This window comes from Leifsonia sp. Leaf264, from assembly GCF_001422325.1.
Classification (GTDB): domain Bacteria; phylum Actinomycetota; class Actinomycetes; order Actinomycetales; family Microbacteriaceae; genus Orlajensenia.
The window spans coordinates 174,644-197,787 of sequence record NZ_LMMR01000008.1 but is presented as its reverse complement, the minus strand read 5'-3'; the positions used below and the strand labels follow the sequence as shown (position 1 = coordinate 197,787).

The 23,144-nt window shown below is 69.9% G+C and carries 23 protein-coding genes; 12 read left to right on the top strand and 11 right to left on the bottom strand.

Features of this window, described 5'->3' with window-relative positions:
- Nucleotides 1-128: 128 nt before the first annotated feature.
- Genes paaI through ASF30_RS19970 form a run of 3 tightly spaced genes read left to right on the top strand, consistent with a single transcriptional unit; the run spans nt 129 to nt 2,593 of the window.
- Nucleotides 129-545, top strand: a complete 417-nt coding sequence (gene paaI / locus ASF30_RS19980; protein ID WP_082468169.1) for a hydroxyphenylacetyl-CoA thioesterase PaaI — start codon at nt 129-131, stop codon at nt 543-545.
- A gap of 26 nt (nt 546-571) precedes the next feature.
- Complete coding sequence (gene paaK / locus ASF30_RS19975) at nt 572-1,894, top strand: phenylacetate--CoA ligase PaaK (RefSeq protein WP_055910883.1); 1,323 nt, start codon at nt 572-574, stop codon at nt 1,892-1,894.
- 54 nt (nt 1,895-1,948) lie between these two features.
- Nucleotides 1,949-2,593: a TetR/AcrR family transcriptional regulator gene (locus tag ASF30_RS19970; protein ID WP_055910881.1), complete on the top strand. Its 645-nt coding sequence runs from the start codon at nt 1,949-1,951 to the stop codon at nt 2,591-2,593.
- Here ASF30_RS19970 and paaZ read toward each other — a convergent pair.
- The 5 genes from paaZ to ASF30_RS19945 form a co-directional block, all read right to left on the bottom strand.
- Nucleotides 2,590-4,641 (bottom strand): phenylacetic acid degradation bifunctional protein PaaZ, encoded by a 2,052-nt coding sequence (gene paaZ, locus ASF30_RS19965; protein WP_082468168.1) that lies wholly within the window; start codon nt 4,639-4,641, stop codon nt 2,590-2,592. The genes ASF30_RS19970 and paaZ overlap by 4 nt on opposite strands.
- Nucleotides 4,638-5,528 (bottom strand): 3-hydroxyacyl-CoA dehydrogenase family protein, encoded by an 891-nt coding sequence (locus ASF30_RS19960; protein ID WP_235480417.1) that lies wholly within the window; start codon nt 5,526-5,528, stop codon nt 4,638-4,640. Before ASF30_RS19960 ends, paaZ begins: the two co-directional genes overlap by 4 nt.
- Nucleotides 5,525-6,256 (bottom strand): enoyl-CoA hydratase/isomerase family protein, encoded by a 732-nt coding sequence (locus ASF30_RS19955; RefSeq protein WP_055910879.1) that lies wholly within the window; start codon nt 6,254-6,256, stop codon nt 5,525-5,527. Before ASF30_RS19955 ends, ASF30_RS19960 begins: the two co-directional genes overlap by 4 nt.
- Nucleotides 6,253-7,440, bottom strand: a complete 1,188-nt coding sequence (locus ASF30_RS19950; RefSeq protein ID WP_055910877.1) for a thiolase family protein — start codon at nt 7,438-7,440, stop codon at nt 6,253-6,255. The genes ASF30_RS19955 and ASF30_RS19950 overlap by 4 nt, the downstream gene beginning before the upstream one ends.
- 81 nt (nt 7,441-7,521) lie before the next feature.
- Nucleotides 7,522-7,962, bottom strand: a complete 441-nt coding sequence (locus tag ASF30_RS19945; RefSeq protein ID WP_200918499.1) for an Lrp/AsnC family transcriptional regulator — start codon at nt 7,960-7,962, stop codon at nt 7,522-7,524.
- A 154-nt stretch (nt 7,963-8,116) separates the two neighbouring features.
- Between ASF30_RS19945 and ASF30_RS19940 the strand changes: the two genes are divergently transcribed.
- From ASF30_RS19940 to ASF30_RS19925, 4 genes are all read left to right on the top strand, one after another.
- Nucleotides 8,117-9,205: a thiamine pyrophosphate-dependent enzyme gene (locus ASF30_RS19940; protein ID WP_055910876.1), complete on the top strand. Its 1,089-nt coding sequence runs from the start codon at nt 8,117-8,119 to the stop codon at nt 9,203-9,205.
- Nucleotides 9,202-10,218: an alpha-ketoacid dehydrogenase subunit beta gene (locus tag ASF30_RS19935; RefSeq protein WP_055910872.1), complete on the top strand. Its 1,017-nt coding sequence runs from the start codon at nt 9,202-9,204 to the stop codon at nt 10,216-10,218. The genes ASF30_RS19940 and ASF30_RS19935 overlap by 4 nt, the downstream gene beginning before the upstream one ends.
- The gene (locus ASF30_RS19930; RefSeq protein ID WP_055910870.1) at nt 10,218-11,546 is read left to right on the top strand and encodes a dihydrolipoamide acetyltransferase family protein; all 1,329 of its coding nucleotides are present in this window, start codon (nt 10,218-10,220) and stop codon (nt 11,544-11,546) included. The genes ASF30_RS19935 and ASF30_RS19930 overlap by 1 nt, the downstream gene beginning before the upstream one ends.
- 96 nt (nt 11,547-11,642) lie before the next feature.
- Complete coding sequence (locus tag ASF30_RS19925; protein WP_055910866.1) at nt 11,643-12,290, top strand: class I SAM-dependent methyltransferase; 648 nt, start codon at nt 11,643-11,645, stop codon at nt 12,288-12,290.
- 165 nt (nt 12,291-12,455) lie between these two features.
- Here the strand turns inward: ASF30_RS19925 and ASF30_RS19920 are convergent, their stop codons facing one another.
- On the bottom strand, nt 12,456-14,942 hold the full coding sequence (locus tag ASF30_RS19920) for an MMPL family transporter (protein ID WP_055910861.1): 2,487 nt from the start codon (nt 14,940-14,942) through the stop codon (nt 12,456-12,458).
- Between the two features lie 79 nt (nt 14,943-15,021).
- Between ASF30_RS19920 and ASF30_RS19915 the strand changes: the two genes are divergently transcribed.
- Nucleotides 15,022-15,618, top strand: coding sequence for a TetR/AcrR family transcriptional regulator (locus tag ASF30_RS19915; protein ID WP_082468166.1), 597 nt, complete (start codon nt 15,022-15,024; stop codon nt 15,616-15,618).
- Here ASF30_RS19915 and ASF30_RS19910 read toward each other — a convergent pair.
- Nucleotides 15,590-16,327, bottom strand: coding sequence for a ThuA domain-containing protein (locus ASF30_RS19910; RefSeq protein ID WP_235480416.1), 738 nt, complete (start codon nt 16,325-16,327; stop codon nt 15,590-15,592). The genes ASF30_RS19915 and ASF30_RS19910 overlap by 29 nt on opposite strands.
- Nucleotides 16,328-16,552: 225 nt before the next feature.
- On the opposite strand from ASF30_RS19910, the gene ASF30_RS19905 reads away from it, so the two are divergent.
- On the top strand, nt 16,553-17,074 hold the full coding sequence (locus tag ASF30_RS19905) for an FBP domain-containing protein (RefSeq protein WP_055910857.1): 522 nt from the start codon (nt 16,553-16,555) through the stop codon (nt 17,072-17,074).
- Between the two features lie 44 nt (nt 17,075-17,118).
- Here ASF30_RS19905 and ASF30_RS19900 read toward each other — a convergent pair whose 3' ends face one another.
- A complete protein-coding gene (locus tag ASF30_RS19900; protein ID WP_082468212.1) occupies nt 17,119-18,090 on the bottom strand; it encodes an EamA family transporter in 972 nt (323 codons plus the stop codon).
- A gap of 99 nt (nt 18,091-18,189) precedes the next feature.
- Between ASF30_RS19900 and ASF30_RS19895 the strand changes: the two genes are divergently transcribed.
- Nucleotides 18,190-18,747 carry a CGNR zinc finger domain-containing protein gene (locus tag ASF30_RS19895; protein ID WP_082468162.1) on the top strand — a complete coding sequence of 186 codons (558 nt, stop codon included), beginning with the start codon at nt 18,190-18,192 and terminating at the stop codon, nt 18,745-18,747.
- A 70-nt stretch (nt 18,748-18,817) separates the two neighbouring features.
- Nucleotides 18,818-19,243: a hypothetical protein gene (locus ASF30_RS19890; protein WP_055910855.1), complete on the top strand. Its 426-nt coding sequence runs from the start codon at nt 18,818-18,820 to the stop codon at nt 19,241-19,243.
- Between the two features lie 3 nt (nt 19,244-19,246).
- Here ASF30_RS19890 and ASF30_RS19885 read toward each other — a convergent pair whose 3' ends face one another.
- Together ASF30_RS19885 and ASF30_RS19880 are read right to left on the bottom strand one after the other, a co-directional pair.
- Nucleotides 19,247-20,317, bottom strand: a complete 1,071-nt coding sequence (locus ASF30_RS19885) for an SDR family NAD(P)-dependent oxidoreductase (protein ID WP_055910854.1) — start codon at nt 20,315-20,317, stop codon at nt 19,247-19,249.
- Nucleotides 20,314-22,059, bottom strand: coding sequence for an FAD-binding protein (locus ASF30_RS19880; protein WP_082468160.1), 1,746 nt, complete (start codon nt 22,057-22,059; stop codon nt 20,314-20,316). Before ASF30_RS19880 ends, ASF30_RS19885 begins: the two co-directional genes overlap by 4 nt.
- Before the next feature lie 48 nt (nt 22,060-22,107).
- On the opposite strand from ASF30_RS19880, the gene ASF30_RS19875 reads away from it, so the two are divergent.
- Nucleotides 22,108-22,665: a TetR/AcrR family transcriptional regulator gene (locus ASF30_RS19875; RefSeq protein ID WP_055910852.1), complete on the top strand. Its 558-nt coding sequence runs from the start codon at nt 22,108-22,110 to the stop codon at nt 22,663-22,665.
- Here the strand turns inward: ASF30_RS19875 and ASF30_RS19870 are convergent.
- Nucleotides 22,662-23,120 (bottom strand): anthrone oxygenase family protein, encoded by a 459-nt coding sequence (locus ASF30_RS19870; protein WP_055910850.1) that lies wholly within the window; start codon nt 23,118-23,120, stop codon nt 22,662-22,664. The two genes, ASF30_RS19875 and ASF30_RS19870, sit on opposite strands and share 4 nt — an antisense overlap.
- Nucleotides 23,121-23,144: the final 24 nt, after the last annotated feature.

Here is a 23,144-nt window from a genome sequence, read left to right as displayed (position 1 = left end):
CGGTGAGATCTGCGGGACTGGTCATCGTCGACTCCTCGTTCGCGACCGGCATTACCAACCGATCGTTCAGTTAGTATATAGTCGGTTCCGGTGGTCGGCAACACGGCCTGCTCGATGAGGAGTGACGAATGACGGATGCGACGACGCCGGCCCGGGCGATGATGGAGCGTGATCAGGCCTCCGCCGCCCTGGGAATGGTCGCCGAGCGCGACGAACCCGGCTTCGCCGTGGTCTCGATGCTCGTTCGGGATGACATGACCAACGGCTTCGCCATCACTCACGGCGGACTGGTCTTCGCCCTCGCCGACACGGCCTTCGCGATCGCGTGCAACGAGGACGACTCGGTCACGGTCGCAGCAGGCGCCGACATCACCTTCCTGGCGTCGACCCGCGCAGGACAGACGCTGACCGCGACCGCTCGCCGCGTGATCGTGAGCGGACGCACCGGCCTCTACGACGTCTCGGTCGTGGCGGATGACGGCACTCCCGTCGCCGAGTTCCGCGGCCGCTCCCTCGCCACCCGCCGCACTGCACCCACCGCCTGAGAACACAGATCCACCAGGAGACACCGATGTCACTGACGACAGCAGCCCCACTCGCCGCCCAGCGGAACCCCTCCCCGCTGGACGCCGCCGAGTTGTTGAGCCGACCGGAGCTCGAGGCCCTGCAACTCGAGCGCCTGCAGTGGACGGTGCGTCACGCCTACGAGAACGTTCCGCTCTATACGCGCAAGCTCGACGAGGCCGGCGTCGGACCGGATGACATCCGTTCCCTCGACGACATCCGCCTGCTGCCGTTCACGACCAAGGCCGACCTGCGCGAGACCTATCCGTTCGGCATGTTCGCCGTTCCGATGGAGCAGGTCGCCCGCATCCACGCCTCGTCGGGCACGACCGGGCGTCCGACGGTCGTCGGCTACACGGCACGCGACCTCGACACCTGGGCGGGCCTCGTCGCCCGCTCCCTACGGGCCTCCGGCATCCGTCCGGGAATGAAGGTGCACAACGCCTACGGCTACGGCCTCTTCACCGGCGGGCTGGGAGCTCACGCCGGCATCGAGAAGCTGGGTGCGACGGTCATCCCGATGTCGGGCGGGCAGACGGCCAGGCAGGTGCAGCTCATCACCGACTTCGAGCCCGACGCCATCCTGTGCACTCCCAGCTACCTGCTGACGATCGCGGATGCCATGGAGGCGGCCGGCATCGACCCGCGATCGACCTCGCTCAGGGTCGCCGTGCTCGGCGCGGAGCCCTGGACGAACGAGATGCGCCACGAGCTCGAGCAACGGATGGACATCGACGCCGTCGACATCTACGGCCTCAGCGAGGTCATGGGTCCTGGCGTCGGGAACGAGTGCGTCGAGACCAAGGACGGCCCGCACATCTGGGAGGACCACTTCCTGCCCGAGGTGATCGACGGAGAGACCGGCGAGTCGCTGCCCGACGGCGAGCGGGGCGAGCTCGTGTTCACCTCGCTCACCAAACAGGCCTTCCCCGTGCTGCGGTACCGCACGCGCGATCTCACCCGCCTTCTTCCGGGGACCGCGCGTCCGGCGATGCGCCGCATCGAGAAGATCACCGGGCGCAATGACGACATGATCATCCTGCGCGGCGTGAACCTGTTCCCGACGCAGATCGAGGAGATCGTGCTCGGCATCGAGACCCTGACTCCGCACTTCATCCTCGAGCTCTCCAAGCAGGGGCGGATGGATGCCCTCACGGTGCGCATCGAGCGTCACCCCGACCTGGCGCGCGAGACGTGCGAGGCTGCAGCGGTCGTGCTGGCGCAGAAGATCAAGGTGCACATCGGGTCGAGCGTCGCCGTGCAGCTCGAAGAGCCCGGCACGCTTCCGCGCAGCGAGGGCAAGTACAAGCGCGTCTACGACCTGCGCTGAGCGGCCGTCGCCGGGTGACCGACCGTTCGGTCGCCGCATGGCACACTGGGACCGATGACGACCGCAGCCGATACCACAGCACCTGACGCCGCCGGGTCGAGCCCGGCGGAGCCGACGGGCGCCCGCCGCGGCCGACCGGGCTACGACCAGGCCGGTATCCTCGCCGTCGCCGTGGCGGCCTTCATCGAGCACGGCTACGACGCCACCTCGATGGGCGTGCTCGCCGAGCGGCTCGGGGTGTCGAAGTCGGCCATCTACCACCACTTCGACTCCAAGGAGCAGATGCTCGACCGCGCGCTCTCCGAGGCCCTCGACGGGCTCGAAGGGGTTCTGGCGACGGATGCGGCTACGAGCGGTTCCGCATCGGATCGGCTCGCGGCCGTGCTGAGGGGCGCCGTGCTCGTGCTCGTCGACAAGCTCCCCTACGTCACCCTGCTGCTGCGCGTGCGCGGCAACACCGACATCGAGCGGCGTGCGCTGGCCCGGCGCCGCGCGTTCGACCGCGCCGTCACGCAGCTCGTCGTCGACGCCGGCGCCGAGGGGTCCCTGCGCAGCGACATCGATGCCAGGGTCGCCGAGCGCCTGCTGTTCGGCATGATCAACTCGATCGTCGAGTGGTACCGCCCCGAAGGCCCCGAAGACGCCGAGCGGCTCGCCGACGACGTTCTCGCGGTCGCCTTCGACGGCCTCCGCCGTTAGGCCGCCGCCGGCTCCTTCGCCACGAGCGTGAGCACGTCGTATGTCGCCACGACCTCGTCAGCTTGGTTGCGCAGCACGGCATCCCAGCGCACCTCGCCGTACTCGTCGGTCTCCCGCGGAGTGATCTGCTTGGCGGTGAGCTCCACGCGGATCGAGTCGCCCGGTGAGACCGGGGTGAGGAACCGCAGGTTCTCGAGGCCGTAGTTGGCCAGAACCGGCCCAGGCTCAGGGTCGACGAACAGGCCGGCGGCCCACGACACGAGCAGGTACCCGTGGGCGACCCTGCCGGGGAAGAACGGGTTGGCCGCTGCTGCCTCCTCGTTCATGTGCGCGTAGAAGGTGTCTCCCGTGAACCGGGCGAACGTCTCGATGTCGTCGAGGGTCACCTCACGCGAGCCCGAGACCACCTGGTCTCCGATCACGAGCTCGGCGAGGCTCTTGCGGAACGGATGCCGCCCGCCGGGCTGGGAGGCCGCTCCGGCGTGCCAGATGCCCGTGATCGCGGTCAGCATCTCGGGCGAGCCCTGCACCGCCGTGCGCTGCATGTGGTGCAGCACGGCACGGATGCCGCCGAGCTCCTCTCCGCCGCCGGCGCGACCGGGTCCGCCGTGCACGAGCTGCGGCAGCGGCGAGCCATGGCCCGTCGAGGAGCGCGCGTCGTCGCGGTCGAGGAACAGCACGCGGCCGTTGAACGCCGAGATGCGTGAGGCCAGCTCGGCCGCGACCGCGGTGTCGTGGGTGGCGATGCTCGTCACGAGCGAACCGCCGCCTCGGGCCACGAGGTCGGATGCCTCGTCGAGCGTCGAGTAGCCGATGATCGACGAGACCGGGCCGAACGCCTCGATCGAGTGCACGGCCTCGTCGGCCGACTCGGTGAAGCGCAGCAGCATCGGAGACACGAAGGCGCCGGGGCCAGGCTCGGCCTCCGCGCTGCCGATCATGAGCTCTCCCCCGCCCTCGATGAGCCGGCCGACCTGACGCAGCACCTCGTCGCGCTGCGCGAGCGAAGCGAGCGGTCCCATCGTCACGCCCTCGGTGCGCGGGTCGCCGACGACGGTGCGCTCGGCGATGCGGGCGCGCACGGCATCGATGACGGCATCCACCGACTCGACGGGAACGATGGCCCGACGGATGGCGGTGCATTTCTGCCCGGCCTTCGTCGTCATCTCCGCGACGAGCTGCTTGACGTAAGCGTCGAACTCCGGGGTGCCGGCGACGGCATCCGTTCCGAGGATGGAGGCGTTGATGGAATCGGTCTCGCTCGTGAAGCGCACCCCACCCGTCTGCACGGAGTCGTGCGCGCGCAGCTTCTCAGCCGTCGAGGCGCTGCCGGTGAAGGCGACGAGGTCGCCCAGGCGCAGGTTGTCGAGGAGCGTCGGAACGCCTCCGGACACGAGCTGCAGCGAACCCTCGGGCAGCAGCCCCGACTCCGTGAGGATGCGCACGAAGGCCTCGGCGAGGTAGCCCGTCGGCGTCGCCGGCTTCACGAGCGACGGCACGCCCGCGAGGAAGGCCGGCGCGAACTTCTCGAGCGAGCCCCACACCGGGAAGTTGAACGCGTTGATCTGCACGGCGACGCCGGGAAGACGTGTGTAGATGTGCCGGCCGAGGAACGAGCCGTCCTTGGAGAGCTGCTCGACGGGGCCGTCGACGTAGACCTGGGTGTTCGGCAGTTCGCGTCGGCCCTTCGAGGAGTAGGTGAACAGCACGCCGATGCCGCCGTCGATGTCGACCCAGGAGTCGGCCTTCGTCGCCCCGGTGCGGGCCGACAGCTCGTAGAGCTCGGCCTTCCGCTCGGTGAGCGCCAGCGCCATCTGCTTGAGCAGCACAGCCCGCTGGTGGAACGTCAGGTCGCCGAGGCTGCGCTGACCGACGGTGCGTGCGTACTCCATGGCGGAGCCCAAGTCGAGCCCGGCTGTCGACACCCGGGCGACGGTGTCCCCGGTGGAGGCGTCGACGACCTCCACGGCACCCTCGTCGGTCTCGGGCGCCCACCAGGCTCCGTTCACGTAGCTGTTCAGAACATTGCTCTGCAGCATGGTGGTCATCGGATCTCCTTCTCTCCATCGGTCCAGACGTAGAAGCCCTCGCCCGTCTTCCGGCCGAGCTTGCCCTCGGCCACGAGTCGGCGCAGGAGCGCCGGCGGTTCGAATCTCACCCCGAGCTGTTGGTGCAGGTACTCGGCGATGCCGAGACGCACGTCGAGGCCGACCAGGTCGGTGGTCTCGAGCGGCCCGACCGGATGCCTGTAGCCGAGCGTCATCGCGGCATCGATGTCGGCGGCCGAGGCCACGCCGTCCTCGAGCAGGCGGATGGCCTCGAGGCCGAGCGCCACTCCGAGCCGCGACGAGGCGAAGCCGGGGGCGTCGGAGACCGTCACCGGCGTCTTGCCGAGCGCCGCCACCCAACCGGTCGCCTCGGCGGCGAGCGCGGCATCCGTCGATGATCCGAGCACGATCTCGACGAGCTTCGAGGCCGGAACGGGGTTGAAGAAGTGCAGTCCGAGGAAGCGGGCGGGGCGGGCCAGTTCGTCGGCGAGAGCGTCGATCGACATCGAGGAGGTGTTGCTCGCGATCGCCGCCGACGGAGGCAGAACCGCCTCGACGCGCTTGAGCGCCGCCCGCTTGAGCGCGAAGTCCTCGGGAACCGCCTCGACGACGAGCCCGGCTGCGGCGAACTCGGCGACATCGGTCGAGGTCGAGAGGGCGTGGGCGAGCGACTCGGCCGAACGGGACGTCGCTCCGCGGGCGACGCTCGTAGCGATCGAGGAGCGGATGCGGTCGGCCGCGGCCGTCGCCGCTTCGTCATCGCGTTCGACGACGACGACGCGACTGCCGGCGAGCAGGAAGGAGTGCGCGATGCCCGCGCCCATCCGTCCGCCGCCGAGCACGCCGACGAGGGCGGGCGTCGCGGCGCTCATCTGGTCGGCGCTCATCGGGTTCGGCGCTCGAGGAATTCGGTCATGCGTCGCTCCTTCTCGGGGCTCTCGAAGAGCGCTGCCTGCAGTTCGAGATCGAGCCCCGGATGCTGCGCCCGGGGCGCCGACAGGGCGCGCTTCATCGCGATGGTCGCAGCGCGGTCGTTGCGCGCGATCCGGTCGGCGACGGCGTGCGCGGCGGCCAGGAGCGAGTCGGGCTCGTGCACCGCCGACACGAGGCCGATCGCGAGGGCCTCGTCGGCATCGATGATGCGGCCGGTCAGCAGCAGCTCTGCCGCACGAGCCTGTCCGACGATCTCGGGCAGGCGCCACGACGCCCCCGCTGCGGCGATGATGCCGAGACCCGTCTCGGGGTTGCCGAACTTGGCGGTCGTGGACGCCAGGCGGATGTCGGCGGCGTAGGCCAACTCGGCTCCTCCGCCCAGCGCATAGCCGTCGACCGCCGCGATGACGGGCAGGTCGAGGGCGGCGATGCGGATGAAGGCGTGGGCGTTGATGCCCACTTGTGCATCTGCCGCTCGACGCTCGCGCAGCTCGGCGATGTCGGCCCCCGACGCGAACACCCCACCGGCACCCGTGATGATGAGGATGCGCGGATGCGCCTCGAGCTCCTCGCACACCGCGTGCAGGGCGTCGATGGTCTCCTGCCCGATGGCATTGCGCCGATCGGGGCGATCGAGGGTGACGACCACGCGGTCGTCGAGGTAGTCCGCTACGACGCTCATGACATCCTCTCGATGATCATCGCCGTTCCCTGGCCGACTCCGACGCACATCGTGGCGAGGCCGTAGCGTGCGCCCTCGCGTTCGAGGCGGCCGAGAAGGGTGACGATGAGACGCGACCCGCTCGATCCGAGCGGATGCCCGAGGGCGATGGCGCCGCCGTCGGCGTTGACGATCGCGGGGTCGAGGCCGAGCCGCCGCATGCTCGCGAGCGACTGGGTCGCGAACGCCTCGTTGAGTTCGACCGCGCCGAGGTCATCGATGGACAGTCCGGAGCGCTCGAGGGCCTTGCGGGTGGCGGGCACGGGACCCAGCCCCATGATCTCGGGTTCGAGGGCCGCGGAGGTGCCGACCACGATCCGGGCCCGCGGTGTCAGCCGGTACCTCGCGACGGCCTCTCCGCTCGCCACGACGATCGCCGAGGCACCGTCGTTGAGCGAGCTCGAATTGCCCGCCGTCACGACGGATCCGCCCGCCACGACCGGCCGGAGGGCGGTGAGCGCCTCGAGCGAGGTGTCCCGGCGCGGGCCCTCGTCGACGAGCACCTCACCGCGGGCGGTCGGAACGCCGACGATCTCGGCAGCGAAGCGACCGGCGTCGATCGCCGCGACCGCTCGCTCCTGGCTGCGCAGGGCGAAGGCGTCGGCATCCGCGCGGCTGATGCCGTCGAGGCGGGCGACCTCCTCGGCCGTCTCCGGCATCGAGAATGTCGCCTTGTCGCGAGCCGCGAGGCGCGGATTGGTGAAGCGCCACCCGATCGAGGTGTCGAACTGGGCTCCGGGCTTGGCGAAGGCCTTCTCGGGCTTGGCCTGCACCCACGGCGCCCTGGTCATCGACTCGACGCCACCGGCGACGATGATGTCGGCATCCCCCGAGCGGATCGCCTGCGAGGCCAGCGTGATGGCCGACATCCCCGAGGCGCAGAGGCGATTGACGGTGAGGCCGGGAACGCTGTCGGGGAGGCCCGCGAGCAGCACTGCCATGCGCGCGACGTTGCGGTTGTCCTCGCCTGCCTGGTTGGCCGCCCCGAGGATGACCTCGTCTATGGGCGCTGGATCCACTCCCGCCCGCTCGACCGCTGCCCGAACGACGATCGCGGCCAGGTCGTCAGGCCGCACCCCGGCGAGCGCGCCCCCGTATCGTCCGACGGGGGTTCGTGCTCCTCCGATGAGGAAAGCCTCGGGCATGCTCAGTCCAATCGAGTCGGGGCGGCGCTGCACCCTGCGGTCATCGAGATAATTAGTGACCGATCGTTCAGACAGTATATGTCAGACGGTGTCGAAGTCCTCGAAGATGAGCGCCGTCTTCGTCGACCTCACTCCCGGAATCGCCTGCAGCTCCTCGAGCACCACCCGGCGCAGGTCGCCGTTGTCGCGGGCTCGTACGAGCAGGATCGCGTCGAAGTCGCCCCCGACGAGGGCGATGTGCTGCACTTCGGGGATCGCCGTGAGCCTGGCCCTCGTGTCCTGCCACACCTCCTGCTCGAGCGTGAGCGTCACGTAGGCCGACGAGTGCAGGCCCGCGAGTACGGGATCGATCCGGGCTCCGAAGCCGCGGATCACCTCGGACTCGACCAGGCGATTGACGCGCGAATAGGCGTTCGCCCGCGAGATGTGGGTGAGCGCGGCGATGGCGCTGACGGATGCCCGGCCATCCTTGCGCAGCTCGTGCAGGATGCGTCGGTCCAGATCGTCCAGTTCGATGGGCATGCGACTCCTCCGGTTCCGACATCCGTCAGACGAAGTGTAAGTGAAATCGCCATTCTGCTGCCCTGACGTCCACCGTTGATGGATGTGCTTGCTACATCTGGGACGAAAGCGCATCCTCGAGAAACAAAGCGTCCACTTCGTCAATGGAGACTGAATGAACGACTACCTCCCTCGGGAGACGCCCGTGCAGCTGATCGATCCCTCGGGTGCGCTCAGTACGGACGAGAGCTATCCGGCACCGACAGACGCCGCCCTTCTCGAGGGCTTCCGGTCGCTCGTGATCGGTCGTCGCGTCAACGATCAGTGCAACGCGCTCGTGCGCCAGGGCCGTCTCGCCGTGTACCCGTCCTCGCACGGTCAGGAGGCGTGCCAGGTCGCCGCGGTCTCGGCACTGGAGCCCGGGGACTGGCTGTTCCCGACCTACCGCGACTCGGTCGCGGTCATGCTCCGCGGGGTCGCGCCTGCCGACGCGATGGTGCTGCTCAAGGGCGACTGGCACAGCGGCTACGACCCCCACGACCACCACGTCGCGCCCCAGGCCACCCCGCTCGCCACCCAGTTGCTGCATGCCGTCGGCTTCGCACACGCGGCCGTGCTCAAGGGAGAGCCGACAGTGGTGCTGGCGATGTGCGGTGACGGAGCCACGAGCGAGGGCGACTTCCACGAGTCCCTGAACTTCGCGGCCGTCTACCACCTTCCTGTCGTCTTCTTCGTGCAGAACAACGAGTTCGCCATCTCGGTACCGCTCGCACGGCAGAGCGCGGCCGAGTCTCTCGCCCACAAGGCCATCGGGTACGGGATGCCCGGCGAGCGCGTCGACGGCAACGACCTCGCCGCGCTCGAATCCGTCGTGGGAGCCGCGGTGGCACGCGCCCGTGCCGGCGGAGGGCCGACCCTCGTCGAAGCCCACACCTACCGGATGCAGGCGCACACGAACGCCGACGACGACACCCGCTACCGAGCCGGTTCCGAGGTGCAGGCCTGGGTCGCCCGCGACCCCCTGACCCGCCTGCGCAACCACCTCACGGCCGCCGGCGTGCTCACCGCTGACATCGAGTCGGCATTCGCCGGAGAGGCGGATGCCATCGCCTCGACCCTGCGCGAGGCGCTCAACACCGACGCGCAACTCGACCCCCAGGATCTCTTCCGCTTCGTCTACGTGACGCCCTCCACCCAGCTCGATGAACAGGCGGCGCAGCTGCGCGACGAACTCGACCGCACGGCCGAGGAGGCACGGGCATGACCATGATCGACGACAGGCCGGCGACGGCATCCGCGACGACGACCACCATGACCATGGCGGCGGCCATCAACCTGGCCCTCGCCGACGCACTCACGGCCGACGAGCGCGTGCTCGTCTTCGGTGAGGATGTCGGAGCCCTCGGCGGCGTCTTCCGGGTGACCGACGGACTGACCGCGCGCTTCGGCGAGAACCGGTGCTTCGACACGCCGCTCGCCGAATCCGGCATCATCGGCACCGCGGTGGGCATGGCCATGAACGGGCTGCTCCCCGTCGTCGAGATGCAGTTCGACGCCTTCGCGTATCCCGCGTTCGAGCAGGTCGTCAGCCACGTCGCGAAGATGGGCAACCGCACCCGCGGGGCGATGCGCATGCCCATCGTCATCCGGATCCCCTACGCGGGCGGCATCGGCGGAGTCGAGCACCACTGCGATTCGTCCGAGTCGTACTACGTGCACACGCCCGGCCTGACGGTGCTCGCGCCAGCGACTCCGCAGGACGCCTACAGCCTTCTACGCGCCGCCATCCGTCACCCCGACCCCGTCATCTTCCTCGAGCCCAAGAAGCTCTACTGGACCAAGGGCACCGTCGACACCGCGCAGGAGGTCGCCATCGGCCGCGCCCGCGTGGCTCGAGAGGGAACCGACGCGACCCTCATCGCGTACGGCACGTCCGTTCCGATCGCCATCGCCGCGGCGGAAGCCGCCGAAGCCGAGGGTCGCAGCCTGCAGGTGGTCGACCTGCGCAGCCTGACCCCCTACGACGACGCGACGGTCGACGCCGCCGTACGGTCGACCGGACGCGCCGTCGTGATCGCGGAGGCCCCCGGATTCGCGAGCGTCGCCTCCGAGATCGCAGCCCGGGTGTCGGAGCGGTGCTTCTCGTGGCTCGAGGCGCCCGTGCGGCGCGTGACGGGCTTCGACGTGCCGTTCGCCCCGCCGAAGCTCGAGCGCTTCTACCTGCCCGACGTCGACCGGGTGCTCGACGCCGTCGACACGCTGAACTGGGACGCCTGATGAGCGCAGCCGTCTTCCGACTGCCCGACCTGGGCGAAGGCCTCACCGAGGCGGAGCTGGTTCGCTGGATCGTCGCCGTGGGCGATCACGTGGCCGTGGACCAACCCATCGCGGAGGTCGAGACGGCCAAGAGCATCGTCGAGCTGCCCTCTCCCTTCGCCGGTGTCATCACGGCGCTGCACGGGGAGGAGGGCCACACGATCGACGTCGGGGCTCCGCTCATGGAGGTCTCGACATCGGAGGGGGCGGGCGAACCCGCCGCCCCCGAGAGCGCCGGCAATCACAACGCCGTCGAGCACGACGTCAACCGCGAGGAGGAGCGGGCCGGCTCGGGCAACGTGCTCATCGGCTACGGCACGACAGAGAACCACGCCGTCGGCCGAACCCGCCGCCGTGCCCGCATCGGTGCGGTCGAGGCCCCCCGGGTTCCCCAGGCGCGAGCGACCGGTCCCGTCGCCGTGAGGTCGCCCATCGTGAGGTCACTCGCACGCAGCCGGGGTGTCGACCTGCGCACAGTGCATGCCGCGGCGGCCGATGGAATCATCCGCCGGTCCGACGTGCTCGGGGCTGTGGCTGCGGCTCCGTCATCGCTGTCGGCGGCGCCGGCCTCTTCGGCGACACCGCCCATCCACGACGACGATCTCGCGATCGCGAAGCGGGAGCCGCTCGGGATGCTGCGCCGAACCGTGAGCGCCAAGCTCTCGCGCTCGCGCGCCGAGATCCCCGAGGCCACGGTGTGGGTGGACGTCGACGCGACGGAGCTCTGGACCCTCCGTCAGGCGATGGGCGATGGCCGCCCGTCGCTCACCGCGATGGTCGCCCGGTTCGTGCTGCTCGCCCTCGCCGAGCACCCCGTGCTCGCCGGACGCCTCAGCGACGACGGAACGGAACTCATCCAGTTCGACGGCATCAACCTCGGCTTCGCCGCCGACACGCCACGAGGTCTGATGGTGCCGGTGATCCGGCACGCCGAGCGCCGCTCGATCGTCGAGCTGGATGCCGAGATCCGCCACCTCTCCGACCTCGCCCGCGCGGGGACGGCCTCGCCGGCGCAGCTGAGCGGTTCGACCTTCACTATGAACAACTACGGCAGCCTCGGCGTGGACGGATCCGCGGCCATCATCAACCACCCCGAGGTGGCCCTGCTCGGAATGGGCCGCATGATCGAACGGCCGTGGGTGGTCGGCGGCGCGATCGTGCCGCGACGCATCGTGCAGCTCTCGCTCGTGTTCGATCACAGGGTCTGCGACGGCGGTTACGCGTCGCGCTTCCTGGGGTCGATCGTGCGGGCGATCGAGAATCCGCTGGCTCTCTACGGCCGCCTCTGAGGTCGTCGCCAGCCCTGTCGTCTGCCCTGCCGGCGGAGTTGCCGTTCCGGCAACGGCGCTTGCGCGCTCGACGGGTCTCGGCGCACGATCGACGGCATGAGCCGCGATTTCGACAAGGACTACTGGGAACAGCACTGGCACGGCGGGCCCGGCTCCCCCGCTGATCCGATGACGGATGCCGCACCCTCCAGCGCCGCCAACCCGTACGTCCAGCACGAGACGGCGGGGCTCGCTCCGGGCACGGCGCTCGATGCCGGCTGCGGTGCCGGCGCCGAGGCCGTCTGGTTGGCGGAGCACGGCTGGACCGTGACCGGCGCCGACATCTCGGCGAGCGCCCTCGCGCAGGCGGCGGACCGTGCCGGGGCGGCATCCGTCACCGAGAATGTGACCTGGATCGAGGCCGACCTCACGACCTGGGAACCGGCGGAGCCGTTCGACCTCGTGACCACGAACTACGCCCACCCGACCATCCCGCAGCTCGACTTCTACCGGCGCATCTCGCGCTGGGTCGCTCCCGGCGGCACGCTGCTGATCGTGGGCCACCTGCACGGTTCGACCACGACCGCGAACGGGCACCACCCGCCGGAGGAGACGACGGTGACAGCTGGCGCGATCACGGCCGTGCTCGATGCAGCGCACTGGCGCGTCGAGACGGCGGAGGAGCCGGACCGCACCGTCGACGCACGGGGCCACGGGAGCGTCCACCTCCGCGACGTCGTGGTGCGGGCGACGCGACTCGCGTGAGGCGGCGCGCTCGGGTGAGGCGGCGCGCTCGGCGGGGTATCGGTGCTTCGGCGGGTGCAGGAACCCCCGCCGAGCCACTGAAACCCCGCCGGATCGTGGCGGAAAACGCCGACCGGCCCTGCTCCGATGTCGGAGAGGGCCGGTCGGGAACGCGAAGCCCGCGCGTCAGCTCGCGTGGTGCCGCCGCTCGAGGGCGGCGCCTTCCACGTCGACGTTCGGCAGGATCTTGTCGAGCCAGCGCGGCAGCCACCAGGCCGAACGGCCGAGCAGGTGCATGAGGGCCGGCATGAGCAGCATCCGTACGACGAAGGCGTCGACCAGCACGCCGAAGGCGAGGCCGAAGCCGATCGAGCGGATCATCGTCGACTCCGAGAAGATGAAGCCGCCGAAGACCGACACCATGATGAGGCCCGCGGCCGTGACGACGGATCGACCGGCCCGGAAGCCCCGTGCGACGGCCAGTCTCGCGGGAGCGCCGTGCACATAGGCCTCGCGCATGCCCGACGCCAGGAACAGCTGGTAGTCCATCGCGAGGCCGAACAGGATGCCGACCAGGATGACCGGCAGGAAGCTCAGGATCGGCCCGGTGTGGATGCCGAGCGCATCGGCTCCCCATCCCCACTGGAACACGGCGACGATGGCACCGAAGGTGGCGAACAGCGACAGGATGAAGCCACCCGTCGCGATGAGCGGCACGAGGATCGAGCGGAACACCAGCACCATGATGAGCAGCGACAGCCCGACGACGACGGCGAGGTAGGTCGGCAGCACCGAGGCGAGGTTCTCGGAGATGTCGATGTTGCTGGCGGCCTGGCCGGCGACCCCGAGCGTGATGTCGCCGTCGACGGGCTCCAGCCCGCGCAGCGCCACGACGAGCTCCTCGGTCGACACGCTGTTCGGCCCTTCGGCCGGCACGACCTGGAATGCTGCGACGCGCTTGTCGTCGGAGACCGCGATGGGCGCGACGGCAACGACGTCGTCCTGGTCGGCGAGGGTCTGGGCCACGTCGACCTGCGCCTGCAGCACCTCGTCGTCGTCCAGGCCGTCCGGCAGTTCGGCCGTGACGAGCAGCGGACCGTTCGCGCCGGCGCCGAACGCCTCATCCGTCGTCATGAAGGCGTTGTAGGAAGTCGAGTCCACGGGCTCGGATGAGCCGTCGGGCAGTCCGACGCGCATCGAGAGCGCCGGAATAGCGACGATGAGCAGGGCCGCGGATGCCGCGATGACAGTCACGATCGCGCGCCAGGTGGCCATGGGCTTGGCGTCGAGGTCTTCGTGGTGCACCTCGCCGATCTTCGCGCGGGCCTTGCGGGTCAGGATGCGGGTGCCGAGCAGGCCGAGCAGCGCTGGGGTCAGCGTGACGGCGATGAGCACGGCGATCGCGACGCTGATGGCACCGACGGTGCCCATGAGCCCGAGGAACGGCACGCCCGTCACGTTGAGGGCGACGAGGGCCACGATCACCGTCGTGCCCGCGAAGACGACGGCGTTGCCGGCGGTCCCGTTGGCGAGGCCGACGGATTCGCGCACGTCGGCACCCTGCAGCAGCTGCTTGCGGTGCCTGTTGATGATGAACAGCGAGTAGTCGATGCCCACGGCGAGGCCGAGCATGAGTCCGAGGAAGGGGGTGACCGAGGCCATCTGCACGACGCCGGAGAACGCCAGGGAGCCGAGGGCGCCGATGGCGACGCCGACGAGGGCCGTGACCAGGGGGAGTGCGGCGGCGATGACCGAGCCGAGCACGACCAGCAGCACGATGGCGGCGAAGACGACGCCGACGATCTCGCCGATGCCGACGATCTGCGGAACGCCCTGAGCCAGGTCGGTGGAGAACGAGACCTCGACGCCGTCGATCGACTCGGACTCGAAGTGCTCGATGACGGCGTCCTTCGAGGACTGGTCGAGTTCGAGCCGCGGCTCGGTGAAGGCGACGTTGACGACAGCCGTCGACCCGTCCTCGGAGATCACCCGGATGTCCTTCGACAGATCCATGAGAGTGGCGCCGTTGTCGAGCTTCGTGGTCTGCGCCGCGAGTTCGTCGCGGGAGTCGTCGAGCTTCGCCTGCTGTGCGGTGAGCTCGGTCTGCTGTGCGTCGATCGTGGCCTGCTGCGCGTCGAGGGCGGCGAGCTGCTCGGCCGGGGCGCCTGCGGCCTCGGCCTGCTGGCGTGCGGCGTCGAGCTGGGCCTGGCCGGCATCCAGTTGGGCCTGGCCGGCATCGAGCTGGTCCTGACCCGCATCGAGCTGTGCAGCGCCGTCGGCGATCTTCTGGCGGCCGTCGGCGAGCTGCGCCTCCTGGTCGGCGCGCTGCTGCTCGGTCTCGAAGGGGTCGACGACCTTGGCGACGTCGGGCAGGTCGGCGGCATCCGCCGCGAGGGCACTGATCTCGCTCTTCTGCTCGTCGGTGAAGGCCGAGCCGTCGGTGGTCTGGAAGACGATGGTTCCGGATGCCCCGGCGAAGTCGGGCAGCTTCTCCTGGAGCTCCTCCGTCACGGCGCCCGACGCGGTTCCCGGGATGTCGAAGCTCGTGGAGAGGCCCGCGAAGCCGACGGCGAAGCCGGCGATCGCGATGCCGAGGATGGCGGCCCAGGCCACGATGACCGTCCACGCGCGGCGTGCCGCGAACTTGCCCAACCGGTACAGGAGTTCAGCCATGTGTGATTCTTCGCCTCTCGAAAGCCTCCGTCGATAATACGCAACGGTTCGTCTCGTTGATTGGGAATACGATGTGAGCATGTCCGAGCAACGTCGCGGAGCGGTCCGCAGTGAAGCGGCCCGTCGCGCCATCCTCGAGGCGACGGCACGACTCTTCGCCGCGCGCGGCTACGACCACCTCACCATCGAGGGCGTGGCCCACGAAGCCGGCGTCGGTAAGCAGACGATCTACCGCTGGTGGCCATCGAAGAGCGCCCTGGTCGCCGACTGCCTGCTCGAGGGCCTGCTGCTGCCCAACCGTCTCGGCCCCCCGAACACCGGCGACATCCGCGCCGATCTCATCTCCTGGCTCGACGAGATCTTCGAATTGGTCGGCCAGCCCATCGGCGAGAGCCTCATCCTCTCCCTCATCGCCGCGGCAGCCGAGAACCCCGACGTCGGTCGCCGCCTCTACGAGAGCATGGGCGCGACCTCATCACTCGTCGATCGCTTCGAGACGGCCATCGCGGATTCCGAGATCCGAGCGGATGCCTCGGTGCAGGAGATCGGCGAGGCGCTCATGGGGCCGCTCATCGTGCGGATGCTCAGCCGAACGCCGCTGACGCCCGGTACGGCCGAACGGCTGGTCGACGTCGTGCTCGGGCCGATCAGTGTCGGGAGTCCGGCGAACCGCTGAGTTCGGCGGAGCCGCGCCGGCCGCGCCGGTCGCGCAGCAGCCAGGCCGCGGCAGCGCGCAGGAAGGCCGCGGAATCCGCAGCCTCATACGCCTCGGCATCGTGACCGAGCGCGCTGTAGACGATGTCGGAGTCGCCGAAGCGCTGGAACCAGACCAACGGATGCTCGGAGCCCTCGTGCTCGTGCGCAGCGAGTGCCCGCGCACCCGATTCGAGGACGAGCGCCGTGTAGCGCTCGTCGACGGTGTCGAACGGCCGCCCCTGATCGAAGAGCTCAGCGGCGAGCGCCGTCGGCATGATGCGAGCCGGTCCCTTCGCGGGGTGGAAGGTGAGCCCGTCCTCCCAGTGACCCCCGAGGATCGGCGACCACTCCGGCCAGGCGGCGAAGGCGCGGGCCGTCGAGTGCACGGCGAGGAGTGGGCGCCCGGCGGCGAGGTAGGCCAGCAGCCCGTCGCGCGACGGCGTCGGCGGTGCAGCACGCTCGACGCCCTCGTTGCGGCTGATGTTGAGCACGAGCAGGTCGGGACGGGCATCCGTCGTCATCAACCCGGCGAGCGCCGCCTCGACGTCATCGCGCACCGACACCTCGCCGAGGGGAGCGAGCAGCTCGGCTAGACGCTGCGACGTCAGGGTGAACCGATGCCACGGATCGGCGTAGTCCCCCCGGCCACTCAGCACCACGACGCTTCCCATGTGCCGATCATCTCGCATCGGGCATCCCTCTCTCGAGCGCTCAGGATGCGCCGGGCCGGCGGGCGTAGGCTGACACCATGAGTTCCTCCGGTTCGTTCGCACTGCCCTCGGGGCGTCGGGAGGTCGTCGGCGCTTCACCCGCCGGCGGCAGGTAGTCGCTACCCTTCCCGCTCGAACACACCCCGCCCGCCGCATCCGTCGCCCACCGACGTCGATGCCGGGCCCATCATCTGGAGAACGACCATGCTGCCCATCAACGAGAAGACCATCCGCGCGAGCTTCGTGAACGCCTCGCGCAAGGAGACCACCGACATCACCCTGCCCGCCGAGTTCGCCGAACTCGACTGGAACCGCCTCGACTTCCTCGGCTGGCGGGATCGCAGGATCGCCCGCCGCGCCTACATCGTGGTGCCGGCCTTCGACGAGCTCGGCGAGCTCGACGGCGAGCCCGGCGGGGAGCTCATCGGCGTCATGCTGCAGCAGGCCAAGGCCTCGCCGCAGAAGCGCGCGCAGTGCTCGTGGTGCCAGGACGTGACCCTGCCCAACGACGTGGTGTTCTTCGGCGCCCGTCTCGCGGGGCCGGCCGGACGCAACGGCGACACCGCGGGCACCCTCGTGTGCGCTGACTTCGAGTGCTCGGCGAACGTACGCAAGAAGCCGCCCGTCGCCTACATCGGCTTCGACGTGGAGGCTGCGCGGGCGGAACGGATGCTGGGCCTCCGCGTGCGCGCTGCAGCCTTCGCGGCGACGGTGGCCGGGGCGTGACCCCTCCCGTCTGCTGAGGCCCGGGTGGCCGCTGCGCTCGGCCCTCAGCGAGCGGGTGCGTGGGCCGCGCTCGTGGTGGCGTCAGCGAGCGGACGTTCGACCGGCTTCTCGTCAGGCTCCGACGCCTTCACCGCTGCGATGCCACCGAGGATGAGTGCGCCACCGACCAGCTGCAGCGGCTGGAGCTGTTCGCCGAGGAGGATCCACGCGAACAGGGCCGCGAACACCACCTCGAGCAGGCCGGCGAAGGAGGCGAGGCGCGAGCCCAGCGATTCCGCCGCTGTGATGCCGGCCACGTAGGCGAGGGCGGTGCTCACCACGGCGACGAACAGCAGCGGCACCCACCAGGGCAGTGCCGTGCCGAACAACGGAAGGTCGCCGAACGTCGCCGTGAACGGCAGCACGCCGACGAGAGCGAGCAGGCTCAGCGTGAGTGCGCCGATGACGAGGCCGACCCCGGCGAAGGCGACAGGCGGCAGGCCGTCGCTGGGCCGGGCGGCGATCACGAAGTAGACGGCGCAGGCCACCATCGCGAGCACCGAGAACAGCAGGCCGACGGGGTCAGGGGCGCCGAGCGAGCCCGGACCGATCACCAGCACGAGGCCGACGATGGCGAGCGCCGAGCCCGCGAGCACGAGGGGTCGCGGCATCCGGAGCGTCCTGAGCCAGACCACTCCGACGAGGAGCAGAGGGGCGAGCAGCTCGATCAGGATCGCCGTCGACACCGGAACCGTGCGGATCGCCGCGAAGTAGAAGAACTGCGTGGAGGCCACGCCGACCACGCCCATGATGAGAACGCGCCAGCGCGCCCGCCAGAGCGCGTCCCACTTCCCGCGTAGCGCGATCAGGGTGATCGGCAGCAGGATGATCGCCCCGCCGATGGCCCGGGCGGTGACGGCTGCGGCCGGAGACCACCCGGCCTCCAGGAGCGGCTTCATCAGCACGCCCGACGTGCCGAACGAGGCTGCGGCGATCACGGCGATCGCCAGACCGGATGCTGTGGACGATATTCTCACGATGCCTCCGGTGAACATCCGCTCGCCGGAATCGGCGACGCGTTAGGACTAAACTGCTCTTAGCCCATAACGCTACTGCGACGCTCGTTAGGAGTCAACATGCAGTTTGCCCATGACACGGTCGTCGCGCTCGAGTTCGCCGTCGAGCTGGGGAACACCGCCGCCGGCGCCTCCCGCAGCGACCTCGAGGAGCTCGGGACGGTCGAGGAGTTGGCGGCGCTTCTGCAGCAGTATCCGTTCACCGGACGCATCGACGGCGACGAGGCCGAGCGTCTCGACGTGCTCAGCACGCGCGACCAGATCCGGCACCTCTGGACCCTGAACCGCGACGACGCCGTCGTGGAGGTGAACCGGATGCTGCGCGAGGCGAACGCGCTGCCCTACCTCGCCAGGCACGACGACATCGACTGGCACCTGCACGCGACGTCGAACGACGCCCCGCTCGGGGAACGGATGCGGGTCGAGGCGGCCGTGGCGCTGATGGACGTCATCCGCATGGACGAGATGCAGCGGCTGCGCATCTGCGAGGCCGACAACTGCACCGGACTCATCCTCGACCTGTCGAGGAACGGCTCGAAGCGCTTCTGCACAGTGCGCTGCGGCAGCCGCATGAACATGATCGCGTTCCGCGAGCGCAAGGCGGCCGCGGCGGAGTAGCGGCGGCACCGGCTCCGCCACTGCGCGCGACCGGTCCTGATGCAGACGGCCGGATGCCTAGGCTGGAGCGATGGACGCCTGCGCTGCCCTCGCCGAGACCGCGGAGCACCTCGCGACGTCCGGGCACTCCTCGCGGCGCTTCCTCGTCGAGCTGGGTTCGGCTGCGGGCGGGGTGCGCACCGGACCGCTGTGGTTCATCGACGCCGGGCTCGGCGGGCGCAACGTGCTGCACGGTCGAGGCTTCCGCCGACGACTCGATGACGGCACCGACGGCCAGGCGCGGCACTTCGCCGGACTGGTCGCGGTCTGCGCACGCCTCGGGGCGCCGCTCACGCGCTGGCTCTCGGTGCATGTGGGGCGCGACGCTCCCGACTCGGCGGACGGTCGGCTCACCGAGTCCGCGGTGGCGTTCGCGACCGGCATCCGGAACGGAACGCTCGAGCAGAGTTCCGCGGCGGAGTGGATCCGCCGGGAACTCTGCGCGAGCTGCGGGTGACCGCTAGGCGACGGACCAGCCGCCGTCGGACGGGAGGATGACGCCGTTCACATTCACGCCGTCGTCGCTGAGCAGGAAGGTGATCGAGGCGGCGAGAGCCTCGGCCTCGGCGGCGTCGGGCAGGATCGTCATCGCCAGCTGAACGCGCTGAGCGCCGAGCGGCGAGGCGAACGATGCCTCGATGTTGGTGATCGTGGGGCCGGGGGCGACCGCGTTCACGCGGATGCCGCTAGGGCCGTACATGAACGCGCTCGACTTGGTGATGCCGGCCACGGCGTGCTTCGACGCGGTATAGGCGACACCGGCGGCGGATCCACGCAGGGCGGCCTCCGACGCGGTGTTCACGATGGAGCCCTTCGCCTGCGCCAGCATGGCGGGGATGACGGCGCGGGTGAGCTTCATGGTGCCGGTGACGTTGATGCGGAACACGCGGTCCCACACGGCGTCGCTGACCTCGCCGACCGGCGTCATGTCGTCCATGATTCCGGCGATGTTCGCCAGGCCGTCGATGCGGTCGCCCGCGGCTGCGACGATCGCGGCGATGGCGACGTCGTCGGTGATGTCGCCGGAGACGGCCACCACATCGGCGCCGACGTGGTCGGCCACGAACTCGTCGAGGCGCTCCTGCGAGATGTCGACGGCGATGACGCGGCCGCCCTCACGGGCCACGCGCGATGCCGTGGCGCGTCCGATACCGGAGCCGGCACCGGTGACGATCACGGTCTGGCCGGCGAAGCGTCCGCCGGTGACCTTCTCGACCCACTCGGGTGCCTCCACGACGGGTACGACCTCTTCGGTGTCGGTCGTGAGGGATGCGGCGTCGGCGGCATCCGTCGACCCTGCCGGCACGTCGCCGGCCGCGGCGCGGGCCACGAGGTCGTCGACCATCTGCTGCGAGAACTGGCCCTTGCTCAGCTTGATCAGTCGCTTGATGGCCAGTCTGCTGACGGGACGCAGCACGTCGGGGTCCTGACCGGATTGCGCGAGCATCTCGCGGATGATCGGGCCACCGACGGGGTGCTCGAGCCAGGTCTTGATGGAGGAGTCGCCGGTGAGGGGTGCTGAGGTGCTCATACTGATGTTTCCTTCTGTTCTTCTGGGGTGGTTTCGATGTCGGTGGGGTCGGGGGTGGAGGCATCGCCGGAGCCGACGGATGCAGCGGGGTCGACCCCGAACACCTCGGCCTCGGCAGCGTGGAGCGCTCCGAGGTAGCCGAAGATGACGGCGGGCGCGATGGTCGAGCCGGGGCCGGGGTAGGTGCGCCCCATGACCGATGCCGTGGTGTTGCCTGCCGCGTAGAGGCCCGGGATGACGGCGCCGGAGTCGTCGAGCACGCGGGCGTGCTCATCCGTGAGTAGTCCGCCCTTGGTTCCGAGGTCGCCGGGCACGAGCTTGACGGCCGTGAACGGCCCCTTCTCGATGGCGCCGAGGTTGGGGTTCGGCCTCACGCGCGGGTCGCCGTAGTAGTTGTCGTAGACCGTGCGGCCGCGGCCGAAGTCCTCGTCGACGCCGCTGCGGGCGAAGCCGTTGAACCTGTCGATGGTGGACTGCAGCGTCGCACCGTCGACGCCCATGCGCTTCGCGAGCTCGGCGATGGTGCCGGCCTTCACGAGAGTTCCCGACGAGCGCAGCTTCTTGCCGTCGGTCAGGGCCGCCGCGAACATGTAACGCTGGCGGTGCCGCTTGTCGACGACAAGCCACGACGGGTTCGCGGCAACAGTGCGGTTGCGTTCGAGGAGGTCGTGGCCGAAGTCGATGTAGCTCTCGGACTCGTTGAGGTAGCGCTGGCCGGACTGGTCGACGACGATGCTGTACGGGTCGCTGCGCTCGTTGAGGACGAAGAGCGCCTGCTTGCCGTCGATGGGAACGGATGCTCCCCACCAGGCGTCGTCCATGAGGGCGAGCGCGCCGCCGGCGTCACGCCCGATCGCAATGGCCGTGCCGAGGTCGCCGTCCGCGGCCGAGCTGTAGCCCGGGATGCCGTGGTACTTCTCCCGCCAGGCCGTGTTCATGGCGAAGCCGCCGGCCCCCAGCATCACGCCGCGACGGGTACGGATGCGCAGCTCACCGGTCGGAGTCGTCACCACGGCGCCGACGACCACGCCGTCCTCGAGCACGAGATCGGTCAGCGGGCTGCTCAACAGCACCTCGGTGCCCTGCGTGCGCACCATCTGCATGAGGCTCATGGCCAGCGCCGATCCCATGCCGTACAGCTTCTTGCCCGTCACGATGCCGCCCAGCATCCGGAACACGAAGCGGGCTCCGCGCACGAAGCCGCTCGGAGTGGACCAGGCCCTGGAGAGCAGCCAGACGTCGTCGTTCTTGAGCGGGACCGGCAGGCCGTCACCGGCGCGCGAGGTCGCGAAGGCGTTCCCCAGTCGCTTGGCGTCGAAGGGCTTCGGCTCGATCGAGCGCCCGACGCGGCCGCCCGGGCGGTCGGGGTAGTAGTCGGGGTACTGCTTGGCGGGCGACCACTGCATGCCGAGGCGCTCCAGCATGCGGAACACCGGGATGACGGCGTTGACGAACGCGAGGCGACGCTCCGGCGACGACGCCGGCCCCGCATCGCCGATGGCTGCCTCCAGGTAGGTGAGGGCGTCCTCGACCGAGTCCGGCGCGGCGAACGTGCTGATCAGCGGATTGGTGGGCATCCACAGCCCGCCTCCGCTGCGCATCGTGGTGCCGCCCCAGCGTTCAGTGCTCTCGACGATGAGCGTTGCGAGCCCGGCGTCGGCGGCTGTGATGGCAGCGGTCAGGCCCGCAGCTCCAGTCCCGACGACGAGCAGATCGACCTCGCGGTCCCAATGATTCGACATGACACTCTCCCAAACCGGACTCCGTTGTCCGGTTGTACGCTAACACCTGTGCCTGAGAACCCGAAAGCGAATCGCGGACCCAGCGCCGGGCCCGCGAATCGTGCCGCTCTGATCGCCGCGGCCCGCGAGGTCTTCGCGGAATCCGGGCTCGACGCGCCGCTCAGCGCCGTGGCCCGCCGGGCCGAGGTGGGCCAGGGCAGCCTGTACCGGCACTTCCCCGACCGCATCGCCCTCGCCGTGGCCGTGTTCGACGACAACATCGCCGAGCTCGAGGCCCTGGCTGCGGCATCCGACTCCAGCCTCGTCGAGCTCTTCGACGGCATCGCCGAGCAGGCCATGAGTTCGACGGCGCTCATCGAGCTCACCGCCGCCGCCCGTCACGACGAGCGCGCCGAGCACCTCGCCAGCCGCATGACCGCCCTGGTCGATTCCCTCGTCATCCGCGACAGGGCCGCCGGACGCATCCATGAGCAGGTCACCACCGAAGACGTGATGCTGGCCATCGGCATGCTCGCCTTCCTGCTGGCGAAGACCGACGCCGAGGAGCGCCCCCACGTGGCCGAGCGCGCGCGGGGCATCTTCCGCGCCGCGTTCACCGAGGGCTAGACCTGCACGGCGAGCGCCACCACGAAGCAGGCGAACGCGATGACAGCGGCCGAGGAGCGGAACACGTCGATGACCTCCCAGCGCTTGATGACGGCCGCCCAGTCGTCGGGAGGATTGTCGGCGTCCCAGTCGATGACCTTGATGTTGATGGGCACCGTGCCGAGGAACGAGAACAGCACGAAGGCCACGAGGGCCACCACCCCCGCGATCCGCCATCCGAAGCCGTCTCCGGTGCCGCCGACGATGAGCACGGCGATGCCGACCAGCACCGTCGGCACCATGATGACGGGCACGACCACGCGCAACCTCCGCACCAGCGCCACCCGCGCGAGGATGGTCGCGTTGTCGTCGAGGGCCGCCAGAGCGGGTTGCACGCCCCAGCGCACGATGAACTCCTCGCCCGCGAGCAGGCCGACGAGAACGAGGCCGATCACCTCCAGCAGCGGGAACTCCATGACGCGACCCTAGCGGTCGGGCAC

Coding starts and splice junctions, on each gene's coding strand:
- ASF30_RS19970 (WP_055910881.1), top strand. CDS start 1,949: ATGACGACCGCAGCCGATACCACAGCACCTGACGCCGCCGGGTCGAGC.
- ASF30_RS19890 (WP_055910855.1), top strand. CDS start 18,818: ATGGACGCCTGCGCTGCCCTCGCCGAGACCGCGGAGCACCTCGCGACG.
- ASF30_RS19930 (WP_055910870.1), top strand. CDS start 10,218: ATGAGCGCAGCCGTCTTCCGACTGCCCGACCTGGGCGAAGGCCTCACC.
- ASF30_RS19955 (WP_055910879.1), bottom strand. CDS start 6,256: ATGAGCGTCGTAGCGGACTACCTCGACGACCGCGTGGTCGTCACCCTC.
- ASF30_RS19870 (WP_055910850.1), bottom strand. CDS start 23,120: ATGGAGTTCCCGCTGCTGGAGGTGATCGGCCTCGTTCTCGTCGGCCTG.
- ASF30_RS19945 (WP_200918499.1), bottom strand. CDS start 7,962: ATGCCCATCGAACTGGACGATCTGGACCGACGCATCCTGCACGAGCTG.
- ASF30_RS19960 (WP_235480417.1), bottom strand. CDS start 5,528: ATGAGCGCCGACCAGATGAGCGCCGCGACGCCCGCCCTCGTCGGCGTG.
- paaI (WP_082468169.1), top strand. CDS start 129: ATGACGGATGCGACGACGCCGGCCCGGGCGATGATGGAGCGTGATCAG.
- paaZ (WP_082468168.1), bottom strand. CDS start 4,641: ATGACCACCATGCTGCAGAGCAATGTTCTGAACAGCTACGTGAACGGA.
- paaK (WP_055910883.1), top strand. CDS start 572: ATGTCACTGACGACAGCAGCCCCACTCGCCGCCCAGCGGAACCCCTCC.
- ASF30_RS19910 (WP_235480416.1), bottom strand. CDS start 16,327: ATGCGAGATGATCGGCACATGGGAAGCGTCGTGGTGCTGAGTGGCCGG.
- ASF30_RS19925 (WP_055910866.1), top strand. CDS start 11,643: ATGAGCCGCGATTTCGACAAGGACTACTGGGAACAGCACTGGCACGGC.
- ASF30_RS19905 (WP_055910857.1), top strand. CDS start 16,553: ATGCTGCCCATCAACGAGAAGACCATCCGCGCGAGCTTCGTGAACGCC.
- ASF30_RS19880 (WP_082468160.1), bottom strand. CDS start 22,059: ATGTCGAATCATTGGGACCGCGAGGTCGATCTGCTCGTCGTCGGGACT.
- ASF30_RS19940 (WP_055910876.1), top strand. CDS start 8,117: ATGAACGACTACCTCCCTCGGGAGACGCCCGTGCAGCTGATCGATCCC.
- ASF30_RS19895 (WP_082468162.1), top strand. CDS start 18,190: ATGCAGTTTGCCCATGACACGGTCGTCGCGCTCGAGTTCGCCGTCGAG.
- ASF30_RS19885 (WP_055910854.1), bottom strand. CDS start 20,317: ATGAGCACCTCAGCACCCCTCACCGGCGACTCCTCCATCAAGACCTGG.
- ASF30_RS19950 (WP_055910877.1), bottom strand. CDS start 7,440: ATGCCCGAGGCTTTCCTCATCGGAGGAGCACGAACCCCCGTCGGACGA.
- ASF30_RS19920 (WP_055910861.1), bottom strand. CDS start 14,942: ATGGCTGAACTCCTGTACCGGTTGGGCAAGTTCGCGGCACGCCGCGCG.
- ASF30_RS19915 (WP_082468166.1), top strand. CDS start 15,022: ATGTCCGAGCAACGTCGCGGAGCGGTCCGCAGTGAAGCGGCCCGTCGC.
- ASF30_RS19935 (WP_055910872.1), top strand. CDS start 9,202: ATGACCATGATCGACGACAGGCCGGCGACGGCATCCGCGACGACGACC.